At 67.7% G+C, this 25,087-nt stretch carries 21 protein-coding genes and 1 pseudogene; 13 read left to right on the top strand and 9 right to left on the bottom strand.

Features of this window, described 5'->3' with window-relative positions:
* Positions 1-54: 54 nt before the first annotated feature.
* Positions 55-636 (bottom strand): hypoxanthine phosphoribosyltransferase, encoded by a 582-nt coding sequence (hpt, locus tag ACM9NP_RS12570; RefSeq protein WP_415646841.1) that lies wholly within the window; start codon positions 634-636, stop codon positions 55-57.
* A gap of 249 nt (positions 637-885) precedes the next feature.
* Here hpt and ftsH point away from each other — a divergent pair, with 249 nt between their 5' ends.
* Together ftsH and folE are read left to right on the top strand one after the other, a co-directional pair.
* On the top strand, positions 886-2,832 hold the full coding sequence (gene ftsH / locus ACM9NP_RS12565) for an ATP-dependent zinc metalloprotease FtsH (RefSeq protein ID WP_415646840.1): 1,947 nt from the start codon (positions 886-888) through the stop codon (positions 2,830-2,832).
* Positions 2,833-2,953: 121 nt separating this feature from the next.
* A complete protein-coding gene (gene folE, locus ACM9NP_RS12560) occupies positions 2,954-3,589 on the top strand; it encodes a GTP cyclohydrolase I FolE (protein WP_415646871.1) in 636 nt (211 codons plus the stop codon).
* A 77-nt stretch (positions 3,590-3,666) separates the two neighbouring features.
* Here the strand turns inward: folE and ACM9NP_RS12555 are convergent, their stop codons facing one another.
* The 3 genes from ACM9NP_RS12555 to ACM9NP_RS12545 all read right to left on the bottom strand — a co-directional run bounded on the left by ACM9NP_RS12555 (position 3,667) and on the right by ACM9NP_RS12545 (position 6,669).
* Complete coding sequence (locus tag ACM9NP_RS12555) at positions 3,667-4,032, bottom strand: MmcQ/YjbR family DNA-binding protein (RefSeq protein ID WP_415646839.1); 366 nt, start codon at positions 4,030-4,032, stop codon at positions 3,667-3,669.
* 337 nt (positions 4,033-4,369) lie between these two features.
* A complete protein-coding gene (locus ACM9NP_RS12550) occupies positions 4,370-4,960 on the bottom strand; it encodes a hypothetical protein (protein WP_415646838.1) in 591 nt (196 codons plus the stop codon).
* 116 nt (positions 4,961-5,076) lie between these two features.
* Positions 5,077-6,669: a peptide chain release factor 3 gene (locus ACM9NP_RS12545; RefSeq protein WP_415646837.1), complete on the bottom strand. Its 1,593-nt coding sequence runs from the start codon at positions 6,667-6,669 to the stop codon at positions 5,077-5,079.
* 241 nt (positions 6,670-6,910) lie between these two features.
* Here ACM9NP_RS12545 and ACM9NP_RS12540 point away from each other — a divergent pair, with 241 nt between their 5' ends.
* On the top strand, positions 6,911-8,302 hold the full coding sequence (locus ACM9NP_RS12540; RefSeq protein ID WP_415646836.1) for a class II fumarate hydratase: 1,392 nt from the start codon (positions 6,911-6,913) through the stop codon (positions 8,300-8,302).
* 325 nt (positions 8,303-8,627) lie between these two features.
* Positions 8,628-10,601 (top strand): ABC1 kinase family protein, encoded by a 1,974-nt coding sequence (locus ACM9NP_RS12535; protein ID WP_415646835.1) that lies wholly within the window; start codon positions 8,628-8,630, stop codon positions 10,599-10,601.
* A gap of 16 nt (positions 10,602-10,617) precedes the next feature.
* Here the strand turns inward: ACM9NP_RS12535 and ACM9NP_RS12530 are convergent, their stop codons facing one another.
* Together ACM9NP_RS12530 and tmk are read right to left on the bottom strand one after the other, a co-directional pair.
* Positions 10,618-11,787 carry a DNA polymerase III subunit delta' gene (locus ACM9NP_RS12530; RefSeq protein ID WP_415646834.1) on the bottom strand — a complete coding sequence of 390 codons (1,170 nt, stop codon included), beginning with the start codon at positions 11,785-11,787 and terminating at the stop codon, positions 10,618-10,620.
* A 338-nt stretch (positions 11,788-12,125) separates the two neighbouring features.
* Positions 12,126-14,252: pseudogene (tmk, locus tag ACM9NP_RS12525) on the bottom strand (dTMP kinase); the annotation flags it as partial.
* Positions 14,253-14,588: 336 nt separating this feature from the next.
* Between tmk and ACM9NP_RS12520 the strand changes: the two are divergent.
* On the top strand, positions 14,589-15,791 hold the full coding sequence (locus ACM9NP_RS12520) for an amino acid deaminase/aldolase (protein ID WP_415646833.1): 1,203 nt from the start codon (positions 14,589-14,591) through the stop codon (positions 15,789-15,791).
* A gap of 280 nt (positions 15,792-16,071) precedes the next feature.
* Here the strand turns inward: ACM9NP_RS12520 and ACM9NP_RS12515 are convergent, their stop codons facing one another.
* On the bottom strand, positions 16,072-16,533 hold the full coding sequence (locus ACM9NP_RS12515) for a type III secretion system chaperone family protein (RefSeq protein ID WP_415646832.1): 462 nt from the start codon (positions 16,531-16,533) through the stop codon (positions 16,072-16,074).
* Positions 16,467-17,882 carry a D-inositol-3-phosphate glycosyltransferase gene (mshA, locus tag ACM9NP_RS12510; protein WP_415646831.1) on the bottom strand — a complete coding sequence of 472 codons (1,416 nt, stop codon included), beginning with the start codon at positions 17,880-17,882 and terminating at the stop codon, positions 16,467-16,469. The genes ACM9NP_RS12515 and mshA overlap by 67 nt, the downstream gene beginning before the upstream one ends.
* A 218-nt stretch (positions 17,883-18,100) precedes the next feature.
* Between mshA and ACM9NP_RS12505 the strand changes: the two genes are divergently transcribed.
* The 8 genes from ACM9NP_RS12505 (at position 18,101) to rplL (ending at position 24,375) form a co-directional block, all read left to right on the top strand.
* Positions 18,101-18,859, top strand: coding sequence for an SDR family NAD(P)-dependent oxidoreductase (locus ACM9NP_RS12505; RefSeq protein WP_415646830.1), 759 nt, complete (start codon positions 18,101-18,103; stop codon positions 18,857-18,859).
* A gap of 133 nt (positions 18,860-18,992) precedes the next feature.
* Positions 18,993-19,403, top strand: coding sequence for a preprotein translocase subunit SecE (gene secE / locus ACM9NP_RS12500; protein WP_415646829.1), 411 nt, complete (start codon positions 18,993-18,995; stop codon positions 19,401-19,403).
* A 205-nt stretch (positions 19,404-19,608) separates the two neighbouring features.
* Positions 19,609-20,304, top strand: coding sequence for a transcription termination/antitermination protein NusG (nusG, locus tag ACM9NP_RS12495; RefSeq protein WP_415646870.1), 696 nt, complete (start codon positions 19,609-19,611; stop codon positions 20,302-20,304).
* Between the two features lie 140 nt (positions 20,305-20,444).
* Complete coding sequence (gene rplK / locus ACM9NP_RS12490; RefSeq protein ID WP_415646828.1) at positions 20,445-20,876, top strand: 50S ribosomal protein L11; 432 nt, start codon at positions 20,445-20,447, stop codon at positions 20,874-20,876.
* Between the two features lie 207 nt (positions 20,877-21,083).
* The gene (rplA, locus tag ACM9NP_RS12485; RefSeq protein WP_415646827.1) at positions 21,084-21,788 is read left to right on the top strand and encodes a 50S ribosomal protein L1; all 705 of its coding nucleotides are present in this window, start codon (positions 21,084-21,086) and stop codon (positions 21,786-21,788) included.
* Positions 21,789-21,980: 192 nt separating this feature from the next.
* Entirely contained in the window at positions 21,981-23,186 is a 1,206-nt protein-coding gene (locus ACM9NP_RS12480; RefSeq protein WP_415646826.1) for a S8 family serine peptidase, read from the top strand.
* 220 nt (positions 23,187-23,406) lie between these two features.
* Positions 23,407-23,943 carry a 50S ribosomal protein L10 gene (gene rplJ / locus ACM9NP_RS12475; protein WP_415646825.1) on the top strand — a complete coding sequence of 179 codons (537 nt, stop codon included), beginning with the start codon at positions 23,407-23,409 and terminating at the stop codon, positions 23,941-23,943.
* 48 nt (positions 23,944-23,991) lie between these two features.
* On the top strand, positions 23,992-24,375 hold the full coding sequence (gene rplL, locus ACM9NP_RS12470; protein ID WP_415646824.1) for a 50S ribosomal protein L7/L12: 384 nt from the start codon (positions 23,992-23,994) through the stop codon (positions 24,373-24,375).
* A gap of 107 nt (positions 24,376-24,482) precedes the next feature.
* Here the strand turns inward: rplL and ACM9NP_RS12465 are convergent, their stop codons facing one another.
* Positions 24,483-24,992, bottom strand: a complete 510-nt coding sequence (locus tag ACM9NP_RS12465; RefSeq protein ID WP_415646823.1) for a DUF4395 domain-containing protein — start codon at positions 24,990-24,992, stop codon at positions 24,483-24,485.
* Positions 24,993-25,087: the final 95 nt, after the last annotated feature.

Genomic DNA, 25,087 nt, shown 5'->3' with positions numbered 1-25,087 from the left:
GGCCGGGCCATCAGGCCCGGCCGGGAGGACGACGGGAGACAGGACGGGGAGGGTTCAGCCTCCGTAGACGGACGGCTTCAAAACGCCGACGAACGGAAGCTCGCGATACCGCTCCGCGTAGTCGAGCCCGTATCCGACGACGAACTCGTCCGGCACGTCGAAACCGACGTACTTGACGTCCAAACTCGACTCCAAGGCCTTCGGTTTACGCAACATCGACGCGACCTGCACCGACTTCGGCCCACGGCTCGGCAGGTACTTCAGCAACCACGACAGCGTCAGCCCGGAGTCGACGATGTCCTCCACCACGAGCACGTGTCGATCCCGGATGTCGGTGTCGAGGTCCTTCAGGACCCGCACCACACCCGACGACGTCGCACGCTGTCCGTACGACGACAAGGCCATGAATTCCATTTCGACTGGAATGTTGACGGCCCGCGCCAAGTCCGCCATGAACATGATCGCGCCCTTGAACAGCCCCACCATGAGCAGACCACCGACGTCCGCGTAGTCGGCGTCGATCCGCTTCGCGATTTCGGCGGTCTTCGAGGTGATGTCGTCGGCGGACAGAATGACCCGGTCGATATCGGGGGAGTACCAGGCTTCGCCTTGCTGATGCTCGGGTGAAGGAGTCATGCCTCCAAGCCTGCCAGCTATTGCGGCGTCTCGAACCGGCGCCCCGCCTGCATGGGGACACGTGACGTTCGTGACATGATGCTGAGATCAGGCTGAGAGTAAAGCCCACCACATTACCGGTGCGGGCGTCGGTACGGTGTACCTTCGAATGACACCAAATCCGGGGTGGCCTTTTCGTGGCCACTTCCTTGGTTCCACATCACGTCGAGTGCAGGAGGGGACGGGCGCCACGCACGCGCCCGCAACAGTATGGAGCGTACGCGTTTGTTCCGCAGGCCACTGGTCTGGATCATCCTCATCATCCTCGGCGCGGTCATCGTCGGCAGCCTGGTCACCGGCGGCAGCGAATACGCCGAAGCCGACACCTCCGTCGCTGACGAGCAGATTGCCAAAGGCAACGTCGAATCCGCCTTGATCAAGGATCGAGAGCAGATCGTCGAGCTGATCCTCAAGCAACCCATCGACGTCGACGACACCAAGACCGACCGGATTCAGGCGTACTACCCCGCCGACGCCGTGGGTGCCGTGTTCGACGACATCAAGGAACACAGCACCGACTACACGGTGGAGGTGACGCAGGAGAACATGCTCGTCGCGCTCCTGATCAACCTCCTGCCGATCGCCATCATCGTGATCCTGCTGGTGCTGTTCATGTCGCAGATGCAGGGCGGCGGGTCCCGCGTCCTCAACTTCGGCAAGTCCAAGGCGAAGCAGATCACCAAGGACACCCCCAAGACGACCTTCGAGGACGTCGCCGGTTCCGACGAGGCCATCGAGGAACTCAAGGAGATCAAGGACTTCCTCGAGAACCCCGCCAAGTACCAGGCACTCGGCGCGAAGATCCCGAAGGGCGTCCTGCTCTTCGGCCCGCCCGGTACCGGTAAGACACTTCTCGCGCGCGCCGTCGCGGGCGAAGCGGGCGTCCCGTTCTACTCGATCAGCGGTTCCGACTTCGTGGAGATGTTCGTCGGTGTCGGCGCCTCCCGTGTTCGCGACCTCTTCCAGCAGGCGAAGGAGAACGCCCCCGCGATCGTCTTCGTCGACGAGATCGACGCCGTCGGGCGTCACCGTGGCGCAGGTCTCGGTGGCGGTCACGACGAGCGCGAACAGACCCTCAACCAGCTTCTCGTCGAGATGGACGGCTTCGACAACAAGGGCGGCGTCATCCTGATCGCCGCGACGAACCGTCCCGACATCCTCGACCCGGCGCTGCTGCGCCCGGGCCGTTTCGACCGGCAGATCCCCGTCGACGCTCCCGACATGGAGGGTCGCAAGGCGATCCTGCAGGTCCACGCGAAGGGCAAGCCGTTCGAGCCGGACGTCGACCTGGAGACGATCGCGCGTCGCACGCCCGGTTTCTCGGGTGCCGACCTCGCCAACGTCATCAACGAGGCAGCGCTGCTCACCGCCCGCGCGGGCGACCGCGCGATCAGCGGTTGGGCGTTGGAGGAGTCGATCGACCGCGTCATCGCCGGCCCGGAACGCAAGACCCGGGTGATGAGCGACAAGGAGAAGAAGGTCACCGCCTACCACGAGGGCGGCCACGCGCTCGTGGCGTTGGCGTTGCCGCACGCCGCTCCGGTGCACAAGTTGACGATCATGCCGCGCGGTCGGTCCCTCGGGCACACGCTCGTCCTCCCGACGGAGGACAAGTACTCGCAGACGCGCTCGGAGATGATCGACACACTCGCGTACGCGCTCGGTGGCCGCGCCGCCGAGGAGCTCGTCTTCCACGACCCGGGCACGGGCGCGCAGGACGACATCCAGAAGGCGACGGCCCTGGCCCGCGCGATGGTCACCGAGTACGGCATGAGCGCCAAGCTCGGCGCCATCAAGTACGGCACGTCCAGTTCCGAACCGTTCCTCGGCCGCGACATGGGCCACCAGCGGGACTACTCGGACGAGGTCGCGGCGACGATCGACGCGGAGATCCGCGGTCTCATCGAGCTCGCGCACGACGAGGCGTACGAGATCCTGGATCACTACCGGGACGTGCTCGACGAGATGGTCGTCGAACTCTTGGACCGGGAGACCCTCACCAGGGAGGACCTGGAACGGATCGCGAAGGACGTCGTGAAGCGTCCGCCGATGTCGCCGTTCAACGGGACCGGCAAGCGCCGCCCGTCGGACCGCCCGCCGGTCACGATCCCCGGCGAGGTCGCGGGTAGCAACGGCACCGGCCCGGCGCCCGAATAACCGCACACGTCACGACGGCCCCCACCCGAACCCGGGTGGGGCCGTCGTGACGTGGATCGCAGCCGTTGGGTGGAGCGGAACGCCCTGGCGTGCATAGGCTTGGGGCGTGACTGGAGCGCAGATGGATCATGAGGCGGCCCGCATCGTCAATGGGCGACTCGGCGGTGGACCCGTCGAGGACAGGCTCGATCTGAAACGGATCGAGGAGGCCGTGCGGGAGATCCTCATCGCCGTCGGCGAGGATCCCGACCGGGAGGGGCTGCTGCGTACGCCCGCCCGGGTCGCGCGCTCCTACGCGGAGTTGTTCGCGGGTCTGCGGGTCGACCCCGCCGAGATCTTGACGACGACGTTCGCCGAGGACCACGACGAGATGGTGGTGGTGCGTGACATCGAGGTCGCGAGTTTCTGCGAGCACCATCTCCTGCCGTTCGTGGGCGTCGCGCACATCGGCTACATCCCGGGCGAGAGCGGACGGATCACGGGTCTGTCGAAGCTGGCGCGCCTCGTCGAGGCGTACTCGCGGCGTCCTCAGGTGCAGGAGCGTTTGACGTCGCAGATCGCCGACCAGTTGATGGAGGCGTTGGAGCCGCGCGGGGTCATCATCGTCGTCGAGTGCGAACACATGTGCATGTCGATGCGGGGCATCCGCAAGCCGGGGGCTCGGACGTTGACATCGGCGGTGCGCGGCATCATGCAGGTCGACGCGAAGTCGCGGGCCGAGGCGATGAGTTTGATCAACACGAGCACGTCCCGCTGAGGTTCCACTGTCGAGCCGGTGATCGGTGGGAGGGGCGCCGGTGCGATACCCGGGTGTCGGGTATCGCCTCAGCGTCTTCAGGATCTGGTCGTCGCGGCGTCCGCGTCCTGGTTCGTGCTTGCTGGGGCGGTCATGGCGTACGAGTCGCGCAGCAGTTTGTCTATTTCAGACCAATCGCAGGAGCCGTCCAGCCAGGCGCCGATCCAGCCGTGCTTGTCGAGGTAGCGAGGTGTGAAGAAGCGTTGGCCGTGCCGCGACAACAGCCTCTGTCGGGTGTCTTCTGTTGCCTTGAACCATACTGATTCACGCTCGCCGACACGATGGCCCGTCGCGAAGGTCTGTCCCTTGACGCTGAAGATCGGATCGTCTCTGGCACCAGTCTGCGTCGTATGGGGCAGAGCCAGGCACAGGGCCCGTAGGTGAGCGAGGGATGCTGCGTACATAAGGCGTCCAGTGTACCCCTCTGGGTGTATGGATGTGAACACCGTTTGAAGTGCCCGTGTCACGGGAAATATGAATCCTATTCGTATAGTGACCATTGGTCGGATGCGGTATTGAAGACACGCAACGATTCAGCGAAATGTTGCGATGAATCCGAGTGGTTTTGGTCAATGTCGAATGACCTGCCCGAACGTTCATCCGACTAAGTCAAAAGGACATTCGCGCATCGTGAATGTTGCCGTGCCGTCAATGCGTAATGAGTCAATGAGTGTCCATTGCGTCACGTTCTTGTGGACGAATGGTCGCGAGGCGCCCCGCCCCGGTACTTCTTTTCGCAGTTCAGCCTTCCACCCACGCCATGTGAATCAGCGCCTCATCCATTGTGGGTATCTTGCCGGTGCGGGACCATCGGTACCAGTCGCGTTCCGCGCACACCTTGATCGCGATGTCCCCGTCGGTGTTCTCGAACGCCTCCGACACGCACCGCAGGTCGTAGGCGAACGCCCCCGACCTCCAATGCCACACGCGTCTTCCCGTCAGGCCGGGTACCTCGCTGGCCGGGGCGGGAAACCGCAACGGCGGTTCGTCGCCGTCGACGAGCCGCTCGAACAGGTGGCGTGCGGCCGTGCGACGCGGCACCGACTCGTCGGGTTTCTCCACCCACACCTGCTCGGCCGGATGCAGCGCCGCCATCGCCTCGGTGCCCTCGTCCTCGGAGCGGTAGAAGTCGCTCTCGGACAGCACCGGCACCATGAGCTTCCCTCCGCGCATGAGCGGATCGTCGGCCCGAAGGTCGCCTCGCCACCCGTGCCCCGCCTCGCCGATGACGACCCGTGCGCCACGCATGTCGAAGCACTTGATCGCCGGGACCGGCGCGATGGCCGGAGGCGGATCAGGGAACTCGTATCGGGGTTCATGGGGTGCCGTCACAGCGTCTCCCGAAGTCTTGAGTGGACCACGTTGTCATCGGCCGTCATGGGCGGTGGCGGCCTCGCCCCTCTCGTGAAGGGACCCCAGATTACCTTGGGCGCCAACGCCGTCCGTGATCACCGATCGCTCGCGTCCGCCAACAGCGGCTCGAGCAGCACATTCGGGAGATCGGACGTGATCGTCTGGAGACGCCAACGGTTCGGGAACGCCGCGAGGATCGCGTCATCGCGCAACCGGGTGAACACCTCGACGCCCGGAGCCGACACGAGCGACTTCGCCCCATCGGCGTCGGTGCGCCGCGCCAGCGTGTACGGCAGATTGTCCACAGTCACCGGCACGTTGAACTCGGTGCGCAACCGGTGCGCGGCGACCTCGAACTGCATCGGGCCGACGGCCGCCAACACCGGCGAATGCTCGCCACGCGCCTGCGAGTGCAGGACCTGCACGACGCCCTCCGCGTCCAGCTGGGTGATGCCACGCCGGAACCGTTTCGCCTTCGACGTGTCGTCGGTGCGGATCGTCGCGAAATGCTCCGGCGCGTACGACGGCAACGCCGGGAACCGGACCGGACGCTCCAGATACAACGAGTCCCCGATGCCCAGGTTCGTCGCGTTGACGAGACCGATCACGTCACCGGGGAACGCCTCGTCGATCGTGTCTCGGGACGCCCCGAACATCGACTGGGCGTACTTCGTCGTGAACGGACGCCCGCTCGTGGCGTGCGTGACGACCATGCCGCGTTCGAACCGTCCCGAGCAGACACGCAGGAACGCCACCTGATCGCGATGCGCCGGGTTCATGTTCGCCTGGATCTTGAACACGAAACCCGAGAACGGCGCCTCCAGAGACCGAGGCTCATCGGCCTCGTCGGGCTGCGGCGACGGCGGCGGGGCGTGATCGATCAACACGTCCAACAACTGCCGCACCCCGAAGTTCGCCACCGCCGCCCCGAACAGGACCGGCGTCGTCACGGCGTCGACGAACAGCTTCTGGTCATGGGTCGCGTCCGACGCGGCGAGCAGCTCGACCTCCTCGGCGGCCCGGTCGAAGTCCGCGCCGTAGCGCCGACGCGCCTCGTCCACGTCCAGGTGCTCCTCGATCGCCGCACGCGTCCCCCCCGGCGTCCGCTCGAAGTGGACCATGTGGTCGTCCCGGCGGTCGATCACACCATGGAACTCGCCCGCGACGCCCACAGGCCACGTCAACGGCGTCGGCTTCATCCCGATCCGCGTCTCGATCTCGTCGAGCAGCTCCAACGCGTCCAACCCGGGCCGGTCCCACTTGTTGATGAACGTGATGACCGGAATCCGCCGATGCCGACACACCTCGAACAGCTTCAACGTCTGCGGCTCCAGACCCTTCGCGGCGTCGAGCAGCATGACGGCGCAGTCGACGGCCGTCAACACGCGATACGTGTCCTCCGAGAAGTCCGCGTGCCCCGGAGTGTCGAGCAGGTTCACTACACAGTCGCGGTAGGAGAACTGGAGCACGGCCGACGTGATCGAGATACCGCGCTGCTGCTCCATCGCCATCCAGTCGGAGACGACGGCCTTCCGCCCGCCCTTACCGTGCACGGCGCCCGCCTCACCGATGACGTGCGCGTGCAACGCCAACGCCTCCGTGATCGTGGACTTACCGGCGTCCGGGTGCGAAATCACCGCGAACGTTCGCCGTCGCGCGGCCTCGGCCGCCACGGAAGTACTCGCCATCGTTGCCTCTCCTGGGTCCCCATGTCAGACGCCATCACCCTAGAGGCTGCCCCGACACCCAGCGACGCGGCTACGGCGGCCAGTGGACCCCCCACCGGCCGACACCGGCGCACCCGCCGCCCGAACCAGGCGAAAGACGCCCGCCGACGGCCCACCAACGCGACCGGACGTGGCCCAGATCGCCCACGGTGTGGCCGTTTTCGGCGTCGGCGAATCCCGCCACTGCGGCATGATGGGCCGCATGAGCCAAACCGACGACGTACGCATTGAACACGACACGATGGGCGAAGTCCGGGTTCCCGCGTGGGCCGCGTGGCGAGCGCAAACGCAACGCGCCGTCGAGAACTTCCCCATCTCCGGGGTCACCTTGGAACGGGCGCACATCAAGGCGCTCGCCCAGATCAAAGCCGTCGCCGCCGGCGTGAACGCCGAGCTCGGAGCGCTGTCCGCCGAACGCGCCGCCGCGATCACCGAGGCCGCCCTCGACGTCGCCGCCGGCACCTACGACGAACACTTCCCCGTCGACGTGTTCCAAACCGGCTCCGGGACGTCGTCCAACATGAACATGAACGAGGTCATCGCGACCATCGCCTCCTCCACAAGCGATGAACCGGTGCACCCGAACGACCACGTCAATGCCTCACAGTCGTCCAACGACGTGTTCCCGTCGTCGATCCACATCGCCGCCGTCGACGGCCTCGTCAACGACCTGTCGCCCGCCCTGCGGCGCCTCGCCGACGCGCTCACCGACAAGGCCACCGAGTTCGCCGACGTCGTGAAGGCCGGACGAACCCACCTCATGGACGCCACACCCGTCACGCTCGGGCAGGAGTTCGACGGGTACGCCGCGCAAATCCAGTACGGCATCGAACGCCTCGAATCGACACTGCCTCGCGTCGCGGAACTCCCGCTCGGCGGCACCGCCGTCGGCACCGGCATCAACACCCCCGACGGTTTCGCGCCCGCCGTCATCGCCGGCCTCGGCCGTCTCACGGGCCTGCCACTGACCGAGGCCCGCAACCACTTCGAGGCCCAAGGTGCCAGGGACGCGCTCGTCGAACTGTCCGGTCAACTCCGCACCATCGCCATCGGACTGTCCAAGATCGCCAACGACATCAGGTGGCTGGGCTCGGGGCCGCGCGCCGGACTCGCCGAGCTGCGACTGCCGGACCTGCAACCCGGGTCGTCGATCATGCCGGGAAAGGTCAACCCGGTGCTGTGCGAGGCGATGCGGATGGTCGCCGCGCAGGTCATCGGCAACGACGCGGCCGTCGCCGCGTCCGGCGTCGGTGACTTCGAACTGAACGTGATGATGCCGGTCATGGCCCGCAACCTGCTCGAGAGCATCCGGATCCTGTCGACTATCTGCGTCCAGTTCGCCGAACGCACCGTCGCCGGACTCAGCGCCGACGTCGACCGCTGCCGCGAATACGCCGAAGGGTCACCCTCCATCGTGACGCCGTTGAATCGACACCTCGGATACGAGGAGGCCGCCGCCATCGCCAAACAGGCGCTCGCGGAACGCAAGGCCATTCGGGAGGTCGTGCTCGAACGCGGTCACGTCGACGACGGCCGGATCACGGTGGAACAACTCGACGAGGCGCTCGACGTGCGCCGCATGACGGGATCCTGACCGGCGCGGCCCGGGGGCGCCCGGGGTGGCTCCTGGCGATACGTCGTCACCGATGATGGTCGGCATCGGATCGGGAGGAGTGTCCCCAGGGGTCGACGGAATTGACGATCTTCAGACGCATTGGGGCGCAGGCATAATCGCCGATTATAATCCCTTGTGGTGAGTCTCGGGGGCCTCCAGCCTCCTCCCCTAAGTCGGAGACTACCCATGGAGAGCTGAATGGGACCTAAAGCCGCCTGAAACGCGCTTCAGGAACCCGCCCCCACAAGGGAACGGGGCGGAAACCCTCCAGGGAGCCGACACCGGCGGCGGGTAGCGTGGCGCCGTGTTGATCACTCAGGAATATCAGTCGTTGTCGCTGGTGGAGCTGTTCATAGGCGTGCTGATGTTCGTCGGTCTCATCGGCGTCGTCGTGCTGCTCATCAAGTCCGCCGCACGCCTCATGGGCCTCCGCGTCGGTGTCATCCGGGCGGGCCTGTCGGCTCTCGTCGGCATCGTCGTCGGCGTCGTCACCGTCAACCCGGTCCTGTCCCGGGGCGCCTCCACCGGCTCCGCGTTCGCGATCTTCCTCGGCGTCACCTTCATCTCGATCCTCCTGACGCTCGCGATCAGCGAAGCCCTCACTCCCGGTGGCGGGGGAGCGATCGGCCGAATCCGCGCCCTCCACGGGCGCTTCCGCCGGGGCACGCGATACACGCGGATAACGACGATCCTCGTCCGCCACGGCCTCGGCGGCTACCTCGCGGGACGCGCCGACACCGGCCGCCAGTCCGTGATGCTCGCCAAGTCGTTCCGCCTGGCGATGGAACAGGCCGGCGTCACCTTCGTGAAACTCGGACAGGTCCTGTCGACGCGACGAGACCTGTTCGGGCCCGACGTCATCGCGGAACTCTCCCGCCTGCAGGACGACGTCGCCCCCGAACCGTGGGAACGCATCGAGCCCCTGTTGATCCACGACCTCGGTGCCCCCATCGCCGACACCTTCATCGACTTCGAGACGACACCGATCGCCGCCGCCTCGATCGCCCAGGTCTATCGGGCCCGCCTGCGCACCGGCGAGGACGTCGTCGTGAAGGTCCGCCGCCCCGGCGCCGTCGGACAGGTCGAACGCGACCTGGAGATCCTCTCCCGGCTCGCCGCCACCGTCCACAAACGCACCGAATGGGCGTCCCGCATCGGCGTCCGCGACCTCGTGGAAGGCTTCGCGATCGCGCTGCGCGAAGAACTCGACTTCCGGGTCGAAGCCCGCAACATCGCCGCGGTCGCCGCCGCCGGCGCACCCGAACCCTCCACCATGGATGACGTGTTGCTGCCGACGGTGCACCGCGACCACAGCACCGAACGCGTCCTCGTCATGCAGTACCTGGACGGCGAACCCCTCGCGGGCGGCGCCGCGTTCGACGCCAGAGGCCTCGACGCCGACCGGGTCGCCAGATCGCTGCTACGGTGCCTGCTGCGTCAGATCCTCGTCGACGGCGTGTTCCACGCCGACCCGCACCCCGGCAACATCCTGCTGCTCGCCGACGGTCGGGTCGCGTTCATCGACTACGGTTCCGTCGGACGCATCGACGCGGGCCTGCAGGCGTCGCTGCGGCAGCTGCTCATCGCGATCGACCAGCGCGACCCAGCCGCACTCCATGATGGACTTCTTGAGATCATGGAGCGCACCGACGACGTCGACACCGACGGCCTCGAGCGCGCTCTCGGCCGGTTCATGGCGCGGCACCTGTCGCTCGGCTCGACACCCGATTCTGAGATGTTCACCGACCTGTTCCGGCTCGTGTCGCGGTACGGCGTCGCCCTGCCACGCGAGATCGCCGCCGTGTTCCGGGCGCTCGCGACGATCGAGGGGACGTTGACGGAGCTCGTGCCGTCGTTTCGGATCGTGGACGAGGCGAAGGCGTACGCGGCGGAGGAGTTCGCGTCGCTGCTGGCCCCGCCGTCGCTGCGGGCCGCTGCCGAGGACGAGCTGCGGGCGATGCTGCCGACGCTGCGTCGAATCCCGCGCCGGATCGAACGGATCAGCGCGGCGATGGAGCACGGCCGGTTGAGCGCGAACATCCGGTTGTTCGCCGACCCGCGGGATCGCGCCGTCGTGTCCGGCTTCCTCGGTCAGGCGTTGTCGACGGTGCTCGCCGCGACGACGGGGATCATGGCGGTGTTGTTGCTGGACAGTCAGTCCGGGCCAATGGTGTCGGCGGAGATCCGGCTGTATCAGGTGTTCGGTTACGTCCTGTTGGTGTGTTCGCTGATGCTCATGGTGCGGGTGCTGGTCGGCGTGTTCCGGCCGCGCGACTGACGACCGACGCCGTGCCTCAACCCTTCCAGAGTTTGAGCATCATCGATTCGACCGCGATTCGGGGGCGGACGTTGGCGTCGATCGACTCGCGGCAGTGCAGGATCGCGTCGATGCGTCGCAGGACGCTTTCGGCGGTCCACTTCTGGGACGCGCTGCGGGCGATGTCGCCGACGTCGGGGTGGATCGGGGAGACGGTCGAGCCGAGGCCGATGAGCAGGACGTCCCGGTAGAAAGCGGCGAGGTCGATGAGCGCCCTGTCGAGGGTGTCGCGTTGGGCGCGGGTCAGGCGCATCTTCTGGCGTCGTTCGAGGTCCTTGATGACGCCGGCGCTTCCCCTGGTCGCCTTCGTGGCGCCCTTTCCGGTGCCGCCCTTGCCGAGCGCCATCTCCAGTTCGGCGCGTTCGCGTTCGGCGATGCCGTCGTTGGCGGCGGCGGCCTCGGATTCGGCGGCGGCGATGAGCTGGTCGGCGGCGACGAAGCAGGCGCTGACGCTCGACAGTTGCCGGGGGATCGCGAGGATCGACTCGCGTCGTTGGCGCGCCTCGACGTCGGTGACGAGGCGCCGTGCGCGTCCGATGTGGCCTTGCGCGGCGGCCGCGTACAGGGCCGCGGTCGCGGGGTCGGCGTTGTCGGTGCGGGTCAGCAGTTCCGCGACGGCGTCGACGGACGGTTGGACGAGCGCGACGAGGCGGCACCGGGACCGGATCGTGACGGAGATTTCGGCGGGGTTCGCCGATGGCGCGCACAGGAGGAACACGGTGCGCGCGGGTGGTTCCTCGATGGATTTGAGGAGGGCGTTTCCGGCGGCTTCGGTGAGCCGGTCGGCGTCCTCGACGAGGAGGATCTGTCGATTGCCGGTGCTGGGGGAGCGGCTGGCGGCGGCGATGAGGTCGCGCATGGTGGCGACGCCGATGGTGAGTCCGTCGGGGACGACGTGGGTGACGTCGCCGTGGCTACCGGACAGGGTCGTGTGGCAGGTGGCGCAGTCCCCGCAGCCGCGACGTGGGCATTGCAGCGCGGCCGCGAAGGCGCGCGCCGCGACGGACCGGCCCGAGCCGGGCGGCCCGGTGAAGAGCCACGCGTGGGTCATGCCGCCGCCGCCCGTGGCGGCGGCCTCGGCGGCGGCGGTCAGTTCTTCGACGACCGCGTCCTGACCGACGAGCGCCTGGAAAACCGGCGCGGTCATGGCGACACCCGGCCTTGCCTGAAGTGGATGTGATCGGTGGGAGGTTCGTCGAACTCGGTCCCGGCGATCGTGCCGGCGCGCGGGTCGTCGACTGTCGGCATGATCGCGGTCGCGTCGGGCGGGTCGATGGGGATCGTCCCGTTGACGCGTGGGAACAGCGCCGTCTCATCGAGTCCGGGGACTCGCCGGGGTCGGTCGGGTGTCGTCGAGCCGTTGTCGGAGGGTGTTCCTTCGTCGCGGGGGTCGCTGATCGGGGTCGTATCGGGCGGCGGGGCCGAGAGCGTTGCCGGGGGTTCGGGTTCGGGTGCCGGGGGTTCCTCGTCGGCCGTGTCGGGCGCCGGTTCGGCCTCGGGTTCGTCCTGAGCGGGCGAGGGATCGGGTCTGGCTCCGGGGTCGGTGGCCTTGGGCATGACGACGGTCGCGTCCGGGTCGGTGGGCGCGGGTCGGTCGTCACTGCCGTCGTACAGCGGCCAGCCCGACGCGTTGTGCGGCGCGTCCGGCGCGGCGAGCAGTTGTTCGACGCGTTCGTTGACCTTCGCGGCGATCTCGTCGGGCGGGAGCGACCCGTCGATGACGAGGTACCGCGACGGGTCCTCCGACGCGAGGTCCTGGAACTTGTACCGGACCTTCTCGTGGAAGGCGAGCGATTCGCGTTCGAGCCGGTCGGCGCCGCCGGACGTGGCGCGGCGCAGCCCCTCGGCGGGGTCGATGTCGAGCAGGACGACGAGGTTCGGCCGGAGCCCGCCGGTGGCCCAGTTCGACAACCAGGCGATCTCCTCGGACGGCATCGCCCGTCCGCCGCCCTGGTAGGCGAGCGAGGAGTCGATGTACCGGTCGGAGATGACGACGCTGCTCGCGTCGAGCGCCGGTCGGACGACCTTCGCGACGTGTTGGGCGCGGTCGGCGGCGTACAGCAGGGCCTCCGCTCGCGGCGACGGCCACATTCCCGACTCGGGGTCGAGCACGAGCGTGCGGATGCGGGTGCCGAGTTCGGTCGCGCCGGGTTCGCGGGTGAGGACCACTTCGTGTCCGCGCAGCCGCAACCGGGCGGCGAGCTTGACGGACTGTGTCGACTTGCCGCTGCCCTCACCGCCTTCGAAGACGACGAAGAAGCCGCGCTCGGCGGGGGTGCCGGGCGACAACGGCCGTCCGCGGATGGATCCCCACAGGTCGGCGAGGATCGGCACACCGGGCTTGTCGTCCATCTGTCGGAAGGACGCGATGCCGACGGCGACGGCGAGGACGGCGGCGATGAGCAGCAGCAGACGGCTGAACGACAGGTCGTACGTGAACAGGCCAAGGTCGACTTGGCGGGAGCTGCCGAAACCGGCGATGAGTCCGGCGCCCGCGACGCTGACCATGAGGACGACTCGCGCGCCGGTCGAGATGAACGCGAAGATGCGCCCGCGCACGGTGTCGTCGACTTCGCGGCCGAGAAGGGTGATGCCGGCCAGGAAGGCCATGCCGGCTCCGGCGCCGACGACGGCCGTGCCGATCAAGGCGATGGACACGTGCGGAGCGATCGCGTTGACGAACAGGCCGATGCCGGCGAGCACGATGCTCATGCCGAACAGGCGCTTACGGGACAGGTCTTTGACGATGACCGGTCCGAGCGCGACGCCGATGCCGATGCCGACGAAGATCGTCGCGAACAGCAGGTTGAACGTCGCCTGACCGCCGCCGAGGGTCCGCGCGTAGAAGTTTCCGGTGCCGATGATGACGCCCGCGCCCGCGAACGCCCCCATGATGCCGATGACGAGCCCGCGGACCATCGTCGTGCGGGCGACGTAGCGCCAGCCGTCGGCGAACTCCCTGACCATGCCGGTGTGCTTCGCCGTCGTCAGCTCGGAGCCGGGGGTGATCTTTCGGATGCTCACCTCGGGGATCCCGAAGTAGACGACGGCGGCGGACGCGAGGAACGTGAACGCGTTGACGTACAACCCGATCGCCGAGGGCGCGGCCCAGTCGCCGAGGTCTCCGAGCGGTCGCGCGATGAGTGGGGACTCCAGGAACGCGAGCAGTCCGGAGGCGGCGACGGGGGCGAGCCCGTAGGTCGTGATGAGGGTGAGCTGGTTCGCGGCCTCCAGTCGGGCCTTGGGCAGCAGGTTGGGGACGGCCGCCTCCTTGGCGGGCATCCACATCATGCCGACCGCTTCGACGAGGAACTGGGCGACGACGATCCAGGTGGCCGCGCCGAGCCCGGTTCCCGCCCACAACGCGACCAGCGGCATCGACAGGAACAGGCCGAACCGCAGCAGGTCGCACACCGCCATCGTGATGCGCCGGTCCCACCGGTCGGCGAAGATGCCCGACAGCGGACCGAGCACGATCGACGGAAGCAACCGCACGACGACGACGGAGCTGAACGCCGCGCCTTGGGCGGTGCTGTTGTTGAACTGGGCGGCGGCGAAGATCGCCGACGCGAGGAGCCCGAGCCAGTCGCCGATGGCCGACAAACCGAGCACGGCCCACAACCGCCGGAACGGGCGGATCCGCAGGGTGGCCTTCAGATCCGAAACACCCGACATGTGATGTCCGCCTTCTCTACCGTTCGCGCTTCTGCTGGCCGTATGCGGGCTCACGGCCCGCGATCGCTCAACTCTAGAGGCGGCCCCGTGCCTCTATCTCCGGAAGCCGCCGAGCGCGTCGCGTCGCGTCGCCGTGGACGGTCCGGGTTAAGTTGCGATCCGTAGGACAGCGTATCGACGTCGCGACTGCCGTCACGGCAGCCCCGGTCGATCGTGTGAGCCGCGTCCGTCGCGCGGCCTTGTGCTGGCGTGAACGGGGGCTAGACTCAAAAGATGAATGATATTCACGACTTGGCGGGGACCCGGAAACGCTATGACACCGCCACGGCGGACATCGCCACCCCACTGGCAATCGTGGACATCGACGCCTTTGACTTTAACGCGACCGTGCTCGCCGACCGACGCGGTGGCCTTCCCATCCGAATCGCCAGCAAGTCGCTCCGCTGCCGAGCCCTCCTCGACCGCGCCCTCCGCTACGACGGCTTCGCCGGAATCCTCGCGTTCAGCCTCCGCGAAGCCCTCTGGCTTCACTCCGAGCACGTCAGCGACGACATCGTCATCGGCTACCCCAGCGCCGACCGCCCCGCCCTCGCCGAACTCCTCGCCGACCCCGAGGCCGCCGCCGTCATCACCCTCATGATCGACGACACGGCCCAACTCGACCTCATCGACGCGATCGCGCCCCCGAACACCCGACACGCCATCCGCGTCTGCATCGACCTCGACGTCTCATGGCGCCCAATGGGACTCGGCCACATCGGCGTACGCCGCTCACCCGTCCACGAACCCGCCGACGCCGTCGCGCTCGCCCGACGCGTCGTCGCCCGCGACGGTTTCACCCTCGTCGGCATGATGGGCTACGAGGCGCAGATCGCCGGGATCGCGCCCGGCAATGGCCTCGCCGCCTCCGCCGTGCGCTTCATGCAACGCCGATCGTTCACCGAACTCGCCGAGCGCCGCCAAGGCGCCGTCGACGCCGTCCGCGAACTCGCCGACCTCGCGTTCGTCAACGGCGGCGGCACCGGAAGCCTTCGGCTGACCGCCTCGGACCGTTCCGTCACCGAACTGACGGCGGGCAGCGGCTTCTACGCTCCGTCCCTCTTCGATGGCTACGATGACTTCGACCCGCGCCCCGCCGCGGCGTTCTGCCTGCCCGTCGTCCGCAAACCGACCCCGGATCTCGCGACCGTCCACGGCGGCGGATGGGTCGCCTCCGGCGACGGTTCCTTCTCGCGTCTGCCGTCGCCATGGCTCCCGGCCGGACTGAAACTGACCAAACTCGAGGGGGCCGGCGAGGTTCAGACGCCGCTCACCGGCCCCGGGGCGTCGGCGCTCGCCGTCGGCGACCGCGTGTGGTTCAGGCACGCGAAGGCCGGAGAACTGTGCGAGCGCGTCAACGAACTGCACCTGGTCGAGGGGGATCGGGTGACGGGGGTCGTGCCCACGTACCGCGGGGAGGGACACGCGTTCCTGTAGGGCACGGCTCGGCGTCGACCGGTCGCGCCTGAAGCGATTTCAGGCGGCTTTAGCCTGGCTTCAGCTTCGGGGAGTAGCGTCGACCGTGGGGAGGAGGCCGGAGGCCCCCGAGATGCACCACAAAGGATGAATCATGGGGGCATTCGTTGTCCCTCAGGCCAAAGCGCTACTGATGCGGAATCGATGGTGGTCTACTCGCCGCGACGCCCAGACCGACGCAACGCGAAGCCCGAACCGGCGCGTCCCGTCGTAACCCCGGTCGACGCTCGACGAGCGGGCGTCACTCCGGTCGCAGGTGCTCGAAGGCCGCGAGGTTGCCGGTCGGCTCGCCCCGTTCGACCCGCCAACGCCATTCGCGCGTGATCGACGACGCGAAACCGATCTCGAGCGCCGTGTTGAACACGTCGTCGGAGTAGCGCAGGACGCAGCCGAGCAGCCGGTCCAGTTCGGCGGCGTCGATCGCGGCGGCGGACACCCGCCCCATCAGGTAGACGTCGCCGTGTTCGTCGATCGCGAACGCGACCCCGTACATCTGGGCGTTGCGCCGCAACAGTAGGCGCCACAGTTCGGCGTGGTTCTCCTCTGGAGCCCGGACGACGAACGCCTCCAAGCGGACCGCGTGGTCCTCTTCGATGATGTTGCACAGGGTCTTCAATTTGCGGGTTCCCGGCAGCGTCACGACCCAGGAACGCGGGCCCGACCGCTCCCATTCGACGTCCAGCCCCGCCAGCAGCTCCTCCATGCGGTAGACCGTAACGCCCTGCCGGGCACGACGGCCCGCCGCGACACCGACCGATTCGCGGTGATCGCGTCGCGGTAGACGCGAAGCAGGTTGCGCGCGGTCTGCGCCCACGTGAACGCGGCGGCGTGCTCCCTGGCGCCGGCGGAGAGAACCGCGCGCCGACGGGGATCGCCGAGGAGCTCACCGAGGGCGTGCGCCCACGCGCGAGGATCGTGACCGTCCACAAGAACTCCACTGTGGCCGTCGGCTACGGCGGTCGTGAGCCCGCCGACGGCGGCGGCGACGACCGGCGTCCCGCAGGCCTGAGCCTCCAAGGCGACGAGACCGAAGGTCTCGTTGTGGCTCGGTACGCAAACGACGTCGCACGCGCGGAACACGGCGGCGAGCGCGGCGTCGGCGCGCGGCGGAAGGAACATCACCGACGGCGCGATGCCGAGGTCGCGGGCCAGCTCGGGCAGCCAGTGCGGGTGTTCGGTGCCGTTCCCGGACGGCCCTCCGACGATGACGACGCGAACCCGGCGGGCCACGCCGGGGTGTGTCCGGCGCAGATCCGCGACGGCGCGCAGCAGCACGTCGGGGGCCTTCAACGGTTGGATGCGGCCGGCGAATCCTATGACGAGTTCGTCTCCGGCGATGCCGAGTGCCCGGCGGGCCGCGGCGCGATCCCCGGGAGCGAAGACGTCGGTGTCGACGCCCGGCGGTGTCACGACGACCTTGCCCGGGTCCGCGTCGTACAGGTCGACGAGTTCGCTGGCCTCGGCGGCGGTGTTCGTCACGAGCGCGTCCGACTCGGTGACGACCTGTTCCTCGCCGACGACGCGGGACAGCGGCTCCGGGGTGTCCGTCGCCGCGAGGTGCAGGTTCTTGACCTTCGCGAGGGTGTGCGCGGTGTGGACGAGCGGCACGCCCCAGCGGTCGGCGGCGAGCCAGCCGGACTGGCCGGACAGCCAGTAGTGGCTATGGACGACGTCGAAGTAGCCGGACGGGCGGGCCGCCTCCGTTCGCAGGAGGCCCGAGGTGAACGCGCACAGTTGTGAGGACAGCTCGTTCTTGGCGATTCCCTCGAACGGCCCGGCGGGGACGTGGTGCACCGTCACCCCGTCGCTCAGGGTCGTCACGGGCGGTTGGGTGCTGGCGGTGGCGCGGGTGAAGACCTCGACGCCGACTCCGAGCGCCGCCAACTCCGCCGCCGTCTTGCGGACGTAGACGTTCATGCCCCCGGCGTCACCGACGCCCGGTTGTGCGAGCGGGGAGGTGTGCATGGAGATCATGGCGACGCGGATGGGGCCGCCCCGGCCCCGGCACGGCGTGATCGCGCGGTCGAGTTCACGGCGTCTGGCTGCCGACATCTATGCCACTCGTCTTCCCTGTTCCCGGTGTGGCCGCTCGGTTGAGGGCCCTCGTGCCTATCCGGCATCTTCCCCGTCCGCTGGGGTGATCGCCAGTTTCCGACGGCGGATCGTGACCAGTCATACAGTCGACGCGGCGATGTCGGGTGTGTTTCGACGCGGTTTCGGTGGTCGCTCGCGCGTGCGGTGCGCGGTCGTCGCATGGCAGGATGGCGCCCATGAGCCGTCCTCTCGCTGTTGTCACGGGCGCGTCGTCCGGTATCGGTGCCGCCACGGCCCGCCGGTTGGCCGCCGAAGGTTTCCACGTGGTCGTGTGCGCGCGTCGTTTCGACCGGTTGCGGGAACTCGCGGCCGAGATCGACGGGACCCCGTTCGCGTGTGACATCACGGTCGACGCGGACGTCACCGCTTTGGCGGCGGCCGTCGCGGACGTTCCGGGTGAGCTGCGGCTGCTCGTCAACAACGCGGGCGGGGCGCTCGGTTTCGAGACGGTCGCCGACGCGAACCTGTCGGATTGGCAGCACATGTACGACGTCAACGTGCTCGGGACGGCGCGGGTGACGAAGGCGCTGCTGCCGCTGTTGATCGCCTCGGGTGCGGGGACGATCGTCGTCGTCTCGTCGACGGCGGGCCTCGTGACGTACGAGGGTGGCGGCGGGTACACGGCGGCGAAGCACGCGGAGACGGCGTTGACGGAGACGCTGCGGCTCGAGTTGTGCGGTGAGCCGGTGCGGGTCGTCGAGATCGATCCGGGCATGGTCAAGACCGAGGAGTTCTCGCTGGTCCGCAACCGTGGCGACGCCGGGGCCGCCGCGAAGGTGTACGCCGGTGTCGCCGAGCCGCTGGTGGCGGACGACATAGCCGATTGCGTCGCGTTCGTCGCGACCAGGCCGCAGCATGTCAATGTGGACAGGCTGGTGGTGCGTCCGCTCGCGCAGGCCGCCCAGCACAAGGTTCACCGTGTCGCGGACGCGTGACGATCACGGTGGCCGCGAGATGGTGGCGTAGCCGACCCTGAGGTATGCTGTCGGCGCGCCGCCCGTGCCAGGCGGTATCAACAAATGAGACGTACGCGTCACAACCCGCCCCATCGCATGGAGGAAAGCCGCCGTGGCCGACGACGACAGCCGCAACGAGGACGCCCCGAAGCGTTCCGGCAAGTCCTCCAAAAAGGACGATTCCAAGGCCGAGCCCAAGGCCAAGGGCGGTAAGTCGGACAAGTCCGACAAGAAGTCCGACGACAAGTCCGCGTCGAAGACGAAGACGGACTCGAAGAAGTCCGACGACAAGAAGGAAGCGAAGAACCCCGACGCCCGCCGTGGCCCCATCGGTCGGTTGTTCCTGTTCTTCCGCGAGGTCGTCGAGCAGCTGCGCAAGGTGGTCTACCCCACCCGCAAGGAGCTGCTGACCTACACGCTCGTCGTGCTGGTCTTCGTCGCGATCATGATCGCGGTCATCACCGGTTTCGACCTCGGCTTCAACCGCGTCGTCGAGCTGGTCTTCGGAAACGAATCCGCCTAGTCATCACCTCGTCCGGCGCCTCGGCTCCGGGTGGACGGTCGTCGCCCCGCGCGGCGACCGCGTTAGTCTTGCAGGCAAGACAGACGCGCGAGGGGCTCGTGCGCGCTGCATCGCGCGAGGGGCGAGCCGTGCCAACCGGTAAACTGCCAGTGCACAGCGTCGCGATTGCCGCCCCAAAGCGGAAAAACCCGAGAGAATGTGAGCTATCAGCGTGTCCGAGAACGACGAGACCGCAGTGCAGCCGACCAATCCGGTCGAGGCGGACGGCGAGGAGACCGAGCAGGTCGTCGACCCGGTTGAAGAGCTTCGTCAGGCACTCCGGTTCGCTCCCGGCGAATGGTATGTCGTGCATTCATACGCGGGCTTTGAGAACCGGGTGAAGACCAACCTCGAGGGTCGCATCGTCAGCTTCGACATGGAGGACTACATCTTCCAGATCGAGGTTCCGACGCACACGCAGGTCGAGATCAAGAACGGCAAGCGGTCCAAGGTCCAGGCGAAGGTCTTCCCCAGTTATGTGCTCGTGCGCATGGAGTTGACCCCGGAGTCCTACTCGGTCGTCCGGAACACGCCCGGCGTGACGGGTTTCGTCGGCGCCACCGACCGCACGGACCGGCCGTCGCCGCTGCCTCTCGAAGAGGTCCTCAAGTGGCTCGCGCCGGCCATGAAGTCCGAGGAATCCTCCGCCGCGACGTCATCCGACGGCGGATTGACCTCCGACGTCAAGGTTCTCGACTTCGAGATCGGCGACTCCGTGACCGTCACCGACGGTGTCTTCGCCGCTCAGCCGGCGACCATCTCCGAAATCAACGCCGACCAGCAGAAGCTCAAGGTCCTGGTGTCGATCTTCGGTCGGGAGACGCCGGTCGAGGTCAACTTCAATCAGGTCACTCCGCTGTAGCGGTTGTCACCGCCCACCGCTGAAGGTGGTGCTGTGACGGCGGTTAGTATCGGTAAGTTGTCCGGCGCGCAGGAATTCCGCGCGCCGGTGCCATGACCGGCCCGCGCCGGGCCGACAATCGAAAGTCCAGGAAGAAAACAATGGCTCCCAAGAAAAAACTTCAGGTGACGTTCAAGCTGGAGTTGACCGCAGGCCAGGCGACCCCGGCACCGCCGGTTGGTCCCGCGCTCGGTCAGCACGGCGTGAACATCATGGAGTTCTGCAAGGCCTACAACGCCGCGACCGAAAGCCAGCGGGGCGAGATCGTCCCGGCCGAGATCTCGGTGTACGAGGACCGCTCCTTCACCTTCGTGTTGAAGACGCCTCCGGCGGCGAAGCTGCTGCTGAAGGCCGCCGGTGTCGCCAAGGGTTCCGGCGAACCGCACCGCGAGAAGGTCGGAACCGTCACCGCCGCGCAGGTCCGTGACATCGCCGAGAAGAAGATGGCCGACCTCAACGCCAACGACCTCGACGCCGCCGACAAGATCATCGCCGGCACCGCCCGGTCGATGGGGATCACCGTCTCCGGCTGAAGCCTCGCCCGTTCGCGGGGAGCGCGAGGGTGTACGCCCTCTCGCGGAGGTGAAACGGCATCGCCGGTACCGCCCGGTCCGTCCTGTTCTAGGGCACCGGTCGGCGCGGCCGACGACCTGATGGTCCACATAGCATAAAAGAACCACGTGGCGGGGTGCGCGCGTACAGCCCAGACCACAACATCCAAAGTAGATATAGGGTGCGAAATGAAACGCAGCAAGAACTATCGCAAGTCCTTCGACCTCATCGACAAGGACAAGCTGTACGGCCCGCTCGAGGCCGTGACGCTCGCGAAGCAGACCAACACCGCGAAGTTCGACGCGACCGTCGAGGTCGCCATGCGCCTGGGCGTCGACCCGCGCAAGGCCGACCAGATGGTGCGCGGCACCGTCAGCCTGCCGCATGGCACCGGTAAGACCGCTCGCGTCATCGTGTTCGCCGCCGGCGAGAAGGCCGAAGCCGCCGTCGCGGCCGGCGCCGACGAGGTCGGCTCGGAAGACCTGATCAAGAAGGTCGCCGACGGTTGGCTCGACTTCGACGCCGCGATCGCCACGCCCGACCAGATGGCCAAGGTCGGCCGGATCGCGCGGATCCTGGGCCCGCGCGGTCTCATGCCGAACCCGAAGACCGGAACGGTCACGATGGACGTGGCGAAGGCCGTGTCCGACATCAAGGGCGGAAAGATCGCCTTCCGCATCGACAAGCACGCCAACCTGCACCTGATCATCGGCAAGGCGAACTTCACGCCTGAGCAGCTGGCCGACAACTACGCCGCCGTCGCGGAAGAGGTCCTGCGGTTGAAGCCGTCGTCCTCGAAGGGCAAGTACCTCAAGAAGGTCACCGTGTCCACGACGATGGGGCCGGGCATCCCGCTCGACCCGACGAAGACCCGCGAGACGGTCGAGGCCTGACGTAGTCTGATGGGGCGTCCTGACTTCTGGTAAGAAGACAGGGCGCCTTTCGCTTTCACGAGAACGGTTGGCGACACACGGGACGCGACCCTTCCGACCCATCCTGAGCCGTCGCCCTGTGCGCCCAGTCGGGCGCCGGACGACCTGACACAGACCACAAAGACGTACAAAGACGCAATCAGGAGGCTCCGCATGCGCCGCAGGACCGCCCTTGTGGCCGCGTTGGCGCTCGTGCCACTCATCCTCATCGCCCCTCTCGCGGACGCCGACCCGGCGACCCCTGAGCCGCAGCCGGACCCGACCCCCGTCGAGACTCCGACCGAAGTGGAGCCCGTCCTCGGCTCCGACTGGTACATCGACGCGATGAAGATCGAAGAGGCCCACGAGCTATCCACAGGGGAGGGTGTGACGGTCGCGGTCATCGACACCGGTGTCGACCGCCTGCACCCGGACCTCGACGGCAAGGTCCTCGAAGGGGTCACCATGACGCCCGAGGGCCCCCGTCCCGGCGGCGGTGACCTCGACGTCGACGGTCACGGCACCGCGATGGCCGGACTCATCGCCGGAACCGGTTCGGAAGTGCTCGGGGTCGCCCCCGACGCCCGGATCCTGCCGGTGCGGGTCGAACGCGACACCGAGGGCCGACTCGACCCGGACCTCGTCTACGAAGGCGTTCGCTGGGCGATCGACAACGGCGCCAGCATCATCAACCTTTCCTTGCGCGGTAAGCAGACCCTCGACACCGGGTGGAAGCGGGAAATGCTCCGCTACGCGATCGACCACGACGCGGTCCTCGTCGCCGCCGTCGGCAACAAGACCGAGGACGACGTCCGTGTCGGCGAACCGGCCTCGATCCCCGGCGTCGTCGCCGTGTCCGGCATGAACAAGTCCGGGTACGTGTGGTCGGGCTCCGTCACGGGTGACTCCGTCGTCGTGTGCGCCCCCGCCGAGGGGCTCCCGCACATTCAGCCCGGCGCGCGGCCGCAGGTCGCCTCCGGCACCTCCGGCGCGGCCGCCCTCGTCTCGGGCGTTGCGGCGCTGATCCGTTCGCAATACCCGAACGCGTCCGCCGCCGACATCATCAACAGACTGATTTACACCGCCCACGATGAGACCGGCGACGGCCGCGATCCCGGTTTCGGTTACGGCACAGTCGACGCCTACAGCGCGCTGACCGCCGCCGTCGCCCCCACCGACGACTACCCGCTGGAACTGCCGGACGACGTCACTCAGGACACGGTCGCGGTGCCGTCGGAGAACGACGTCGGCGGTTGGTGGCTCGGAACTCCGATGCTCGTCGCGATCCTCGCCGGGGGCGCAGCGATCGCCTGGCTGTTCCGTCGCTCGCGTGACCGACAACTCGTGGCCACCGACGTTCCGGTCGAACAACAGGTCTGATACGCTTCTCCAGTTTTCAACTGATACCCGAAGACCGTCGGTCATCGCCCGCTCGCGGGTGATCGAAGGTGCCGGAAGTGACGGCACGACCCGCGTAGGGAGTACGGCCGAGTACCACCATTGTGGATTTCTTCTCGCCCCGCGCTCACCGCGCCGGGGCGATCGTCATTTTTGCCCCTCCCCATGGCTGTCTTCGGCCAAGGCTTTAGGAAGGAGGGACATGGCTGACAAGGTGATCGCCAAGGACAAGGTCGACGCCGTCGAGGAGCTGACTGAGAAGTTCCGCGAATCGACCGCCACGATGCTGACCGAGTACCGTGGCCTGACCGTGCCGCAGCTGGCCGCGCTTCGCCGCTCGCTCGGCGACGGCGCGTCGTACCGCGTGTCGAAGAACACCCTGGCCAAGCTGGCCGCCAACAACGCTGGCGTGTCCGGACTGGACGAGTACTTCACCGGGCCGACCGCCCTGACCTTCGTGTCGGGCGACCCGGTTGATGCCGCCAAGGCGCTGCGCGACTTCGCCAAGGAGAACGAGGCCCTTGTGATCAAGGGCGGCGTGATGGACGGTCGTGCCATCGACGCCGCGGAGATCGCCAAGATCGCCGACCTCGACTCGCGCGAGGTGCTGCTCGCCAAGCTGGCCGGCGCGATGAAGGGCAACATGTCCAAGGCCGCGGCCCTGTTCGTCGCCCCCGCGTCGAAGGTGGCGCGCGCCGCCGCCGCTCTGCGCGACAAGAAGGAAGCGGCGGACGCCTAGTCCTGTCGCTCCAAATAAGACGTCAATCTTTTACCGAAAGGAACCACAATGGCTAAGCTCAGCAACGATGAACTGCTCGACGTTTTCAAGGAGATGACCCTTCTTGAGCTGTCCGACTTCGTCAAGCAGTTCGAAGAGACCTTCGACGTGACCGCGGCCGCCCCGGTCGCCATCGCGGCCGTCGGTGGCGGCGGCGCCGTCGCCGAGGCCGAGGCCGAGAAGGACGAGTTCGACGTCGTCCTCGAAGCCGCCGGTGACAAGAAGATCCAGGTCATCAAGGAAGTCCGTGCGCTGACCAGCCTCGGCCTGAAGGAAGCCAAGGAGCTCGTCGAGAGCGCCCCGAAGGCCATCCTCGAGAAGGTCGCCAAGGACGCGGCGGAGAAGGCCAAGGCGCAGCTCGAGGGCGCGGGCGCGACCATCTCCCTCAAGTAGTTCCGGCCGGGTCGTCCGTTCGACGGACACCTCGTACGCCTGAAAGGGCGCCCCACCTTGGTGGGGCGCCCTTTTTCGTGTTCGGTCGCGAGATCCGCGCCGGGACGTCACGTCTTCGACGCGTGCTCCCGCGCGGCCCTTCGCGACCAGATGTCATCGCAGGCTTCGCAGACGTCGTCGGGGACGACACCGACGCGCATCAGTGCCGCGAAGATCGCGCAGCCGAGACAGACCCCGAGGAAGGCCTCGAGCGCCGCCGCCACGGTGAGGGCGCCGAGGACGATCCACGCGGCCGTCGTGGCACCGAAGCCCAACGCCAGGACCGCCGCCGTGACGGAGAAGACGGCGCCGATGCCTTGAGCGAAACGCTTGGGCGGACCGGGAACCGGTCGTTCCGGCAGCCGCAGCGCCGGGGTGAGGACCCTGGTGGCCAGCTGACCCAGCGGACTCAGCGTCGGGCCGGTGAGCACCCTGGCCACGAAACCGTAGGCGATGACGGCCGTCAGCCACGGCTGGTCGAAGACGATGGCGCTGACGCACAGCACCACCACGCCACCGGCGACCAGCCGGGCGGACACCTCGTTGACAGGGTTGGGGAAATCGAACAGACGGGCCATGTTGTCCCTTGGGGAGTATCCGGGGATGTCGATTAATTCGGTTTAACCTATCGGAATAGTCGACTTTAGGTCGGGCGTCGCGACGGGCATCACCG

This window comes from Stackebrandtia soli, assembly GCF_965137155.1.
Classification (GTDB): Bacteria; Actinomycetota; Actinomycetes; order Mycobacteriales; family Micromonosporaceae; genus Stackebrandtia; species Stackebrandtia soli.
This window is presented reverse-complemented; position numbering and strand designations above follow the sequence as displayed.

Excerpts from the sequence above, each read along its gene's own strand:
- hpt (WP_415646841.1), bottom strand. The coding sequence starts at position 636 with ATGACTCCTTCACCCGAGCATCAGCAAGGCGAAGCCTGGTACTCCCCC.
- ftsH (WP_415646840.1), top strand. The coding sequence starts at position 886 with ATGGAGCGTACGCGTTTGTTCCGCAGGCCACTGGTCTGGATCATCCTC.
- folE (WP_415646871.1), top strand. The coding sequence starts at position 2,954 with ATGGATCATGAGGCGGCCCGCATCGTCAATGGGCGACTCGGCGGTGGA.
- ACM9NP_RS12555 (WP_415646839.1), bottom strand. The coding sequence starts at position 4,032 with ATGTACGCAGCATCCCTCGCTCACCTACGGGCCCTGTGCCTGGCTCTG.
- ACM9NP_RS12545 (WP_415646837.1), bottom strand. The coding sequence starts at position 6,669 with ATGGCGAGTACTTCCGTGGCGGCCGAGGCCGCGCGACGGCGAACGTTC.
- ACM9NP_RS12540 (WP_415646836.1), top strand. The coding sequence starts at position 6,911 with ATGAGCCAAACCGACGACGTACGCATTGAACACGACACGATGGGCGAA.
- ACM9NP_RS12530 (WP_415646834.1), bottom strand. The coding sequence starts at position 11,787 with ATGACCGCGCCGGTTTTCCAGGCGCTCGTCGGTCAGGACGCGGTCGTC.
- ACM9NP_RS12520 (WP_415646833.1), top strand. The coding sequence starts at position 14,589 with ATGAATGATATTCACGACTTGGCGGGGACCCGGAAACGCTATGACACC.
- ACM9NP_RS12515 (WP_415646832.1), bottom strand. The coding sequence starts at position 16,533 with ATGGAGGAGCTGCTGGCGGGGCTGGACGTCGAATGGGAGCGGTCGGGC.
- mshA (WP_415646831.1), bottom strand. The coding sequence starts at position 17,882 with ATGTCGGCAGCCAGACGCCGTGAACTCGACCGCGCGATCACGCCGTGC.
- ACM9NP_RS12505 (WP_415646830.1), top strand. The coding sequence starts at position 18,101 with ATGAGCCGTCCTCTCGCTGTTGTCACGGGCGCGTCGTCCGGTATCGGT.
- rplK (WP_415646828.1), top strand. The coding sequence starts at position 20,445 with ATGGCTCCCAAGAAAAAACTTCAGGTGACGTTCAAGCTGGAGTTGACC.
- rplA (WP_415646827.1), top strand. The coding sequence starts at position 21,084 with ATGAAACGCAGCAAGAACTATCGCAAGTCCTTCGACCTCATCGACAAG.
- ACM9NP_RS12480 (WP_415646826.1), top strand. The coding sequence starts at position 21,981 with ATGCGCCGCAGGACCGCCCTTGTGGCCGCGTTGGCGCTCGTGCCACTC.
- rplJ (WP_415646825.1), top strand. The coding sequence starts at position 23,407 with ATGGCTGACAAGGTGATCGCCAAGGACAAGGTCGACGCCGTCGAGGAG.
- rplL (WP_415646824.1), top strand. The coding sequence starts at position 23,992 with ATGGCTAAGCTCAGCAACGATGAACTGCTCGACGTTTTCAAGGAGATG.
- ACM9NP_RS12465 (WP_415646823.1), bottom strand. The coding sequence starts at position 24,992 with ATGGCCCGTCTGTTCGATTTCCCCAACCCTGTCAACGAGGTGTCCGCC.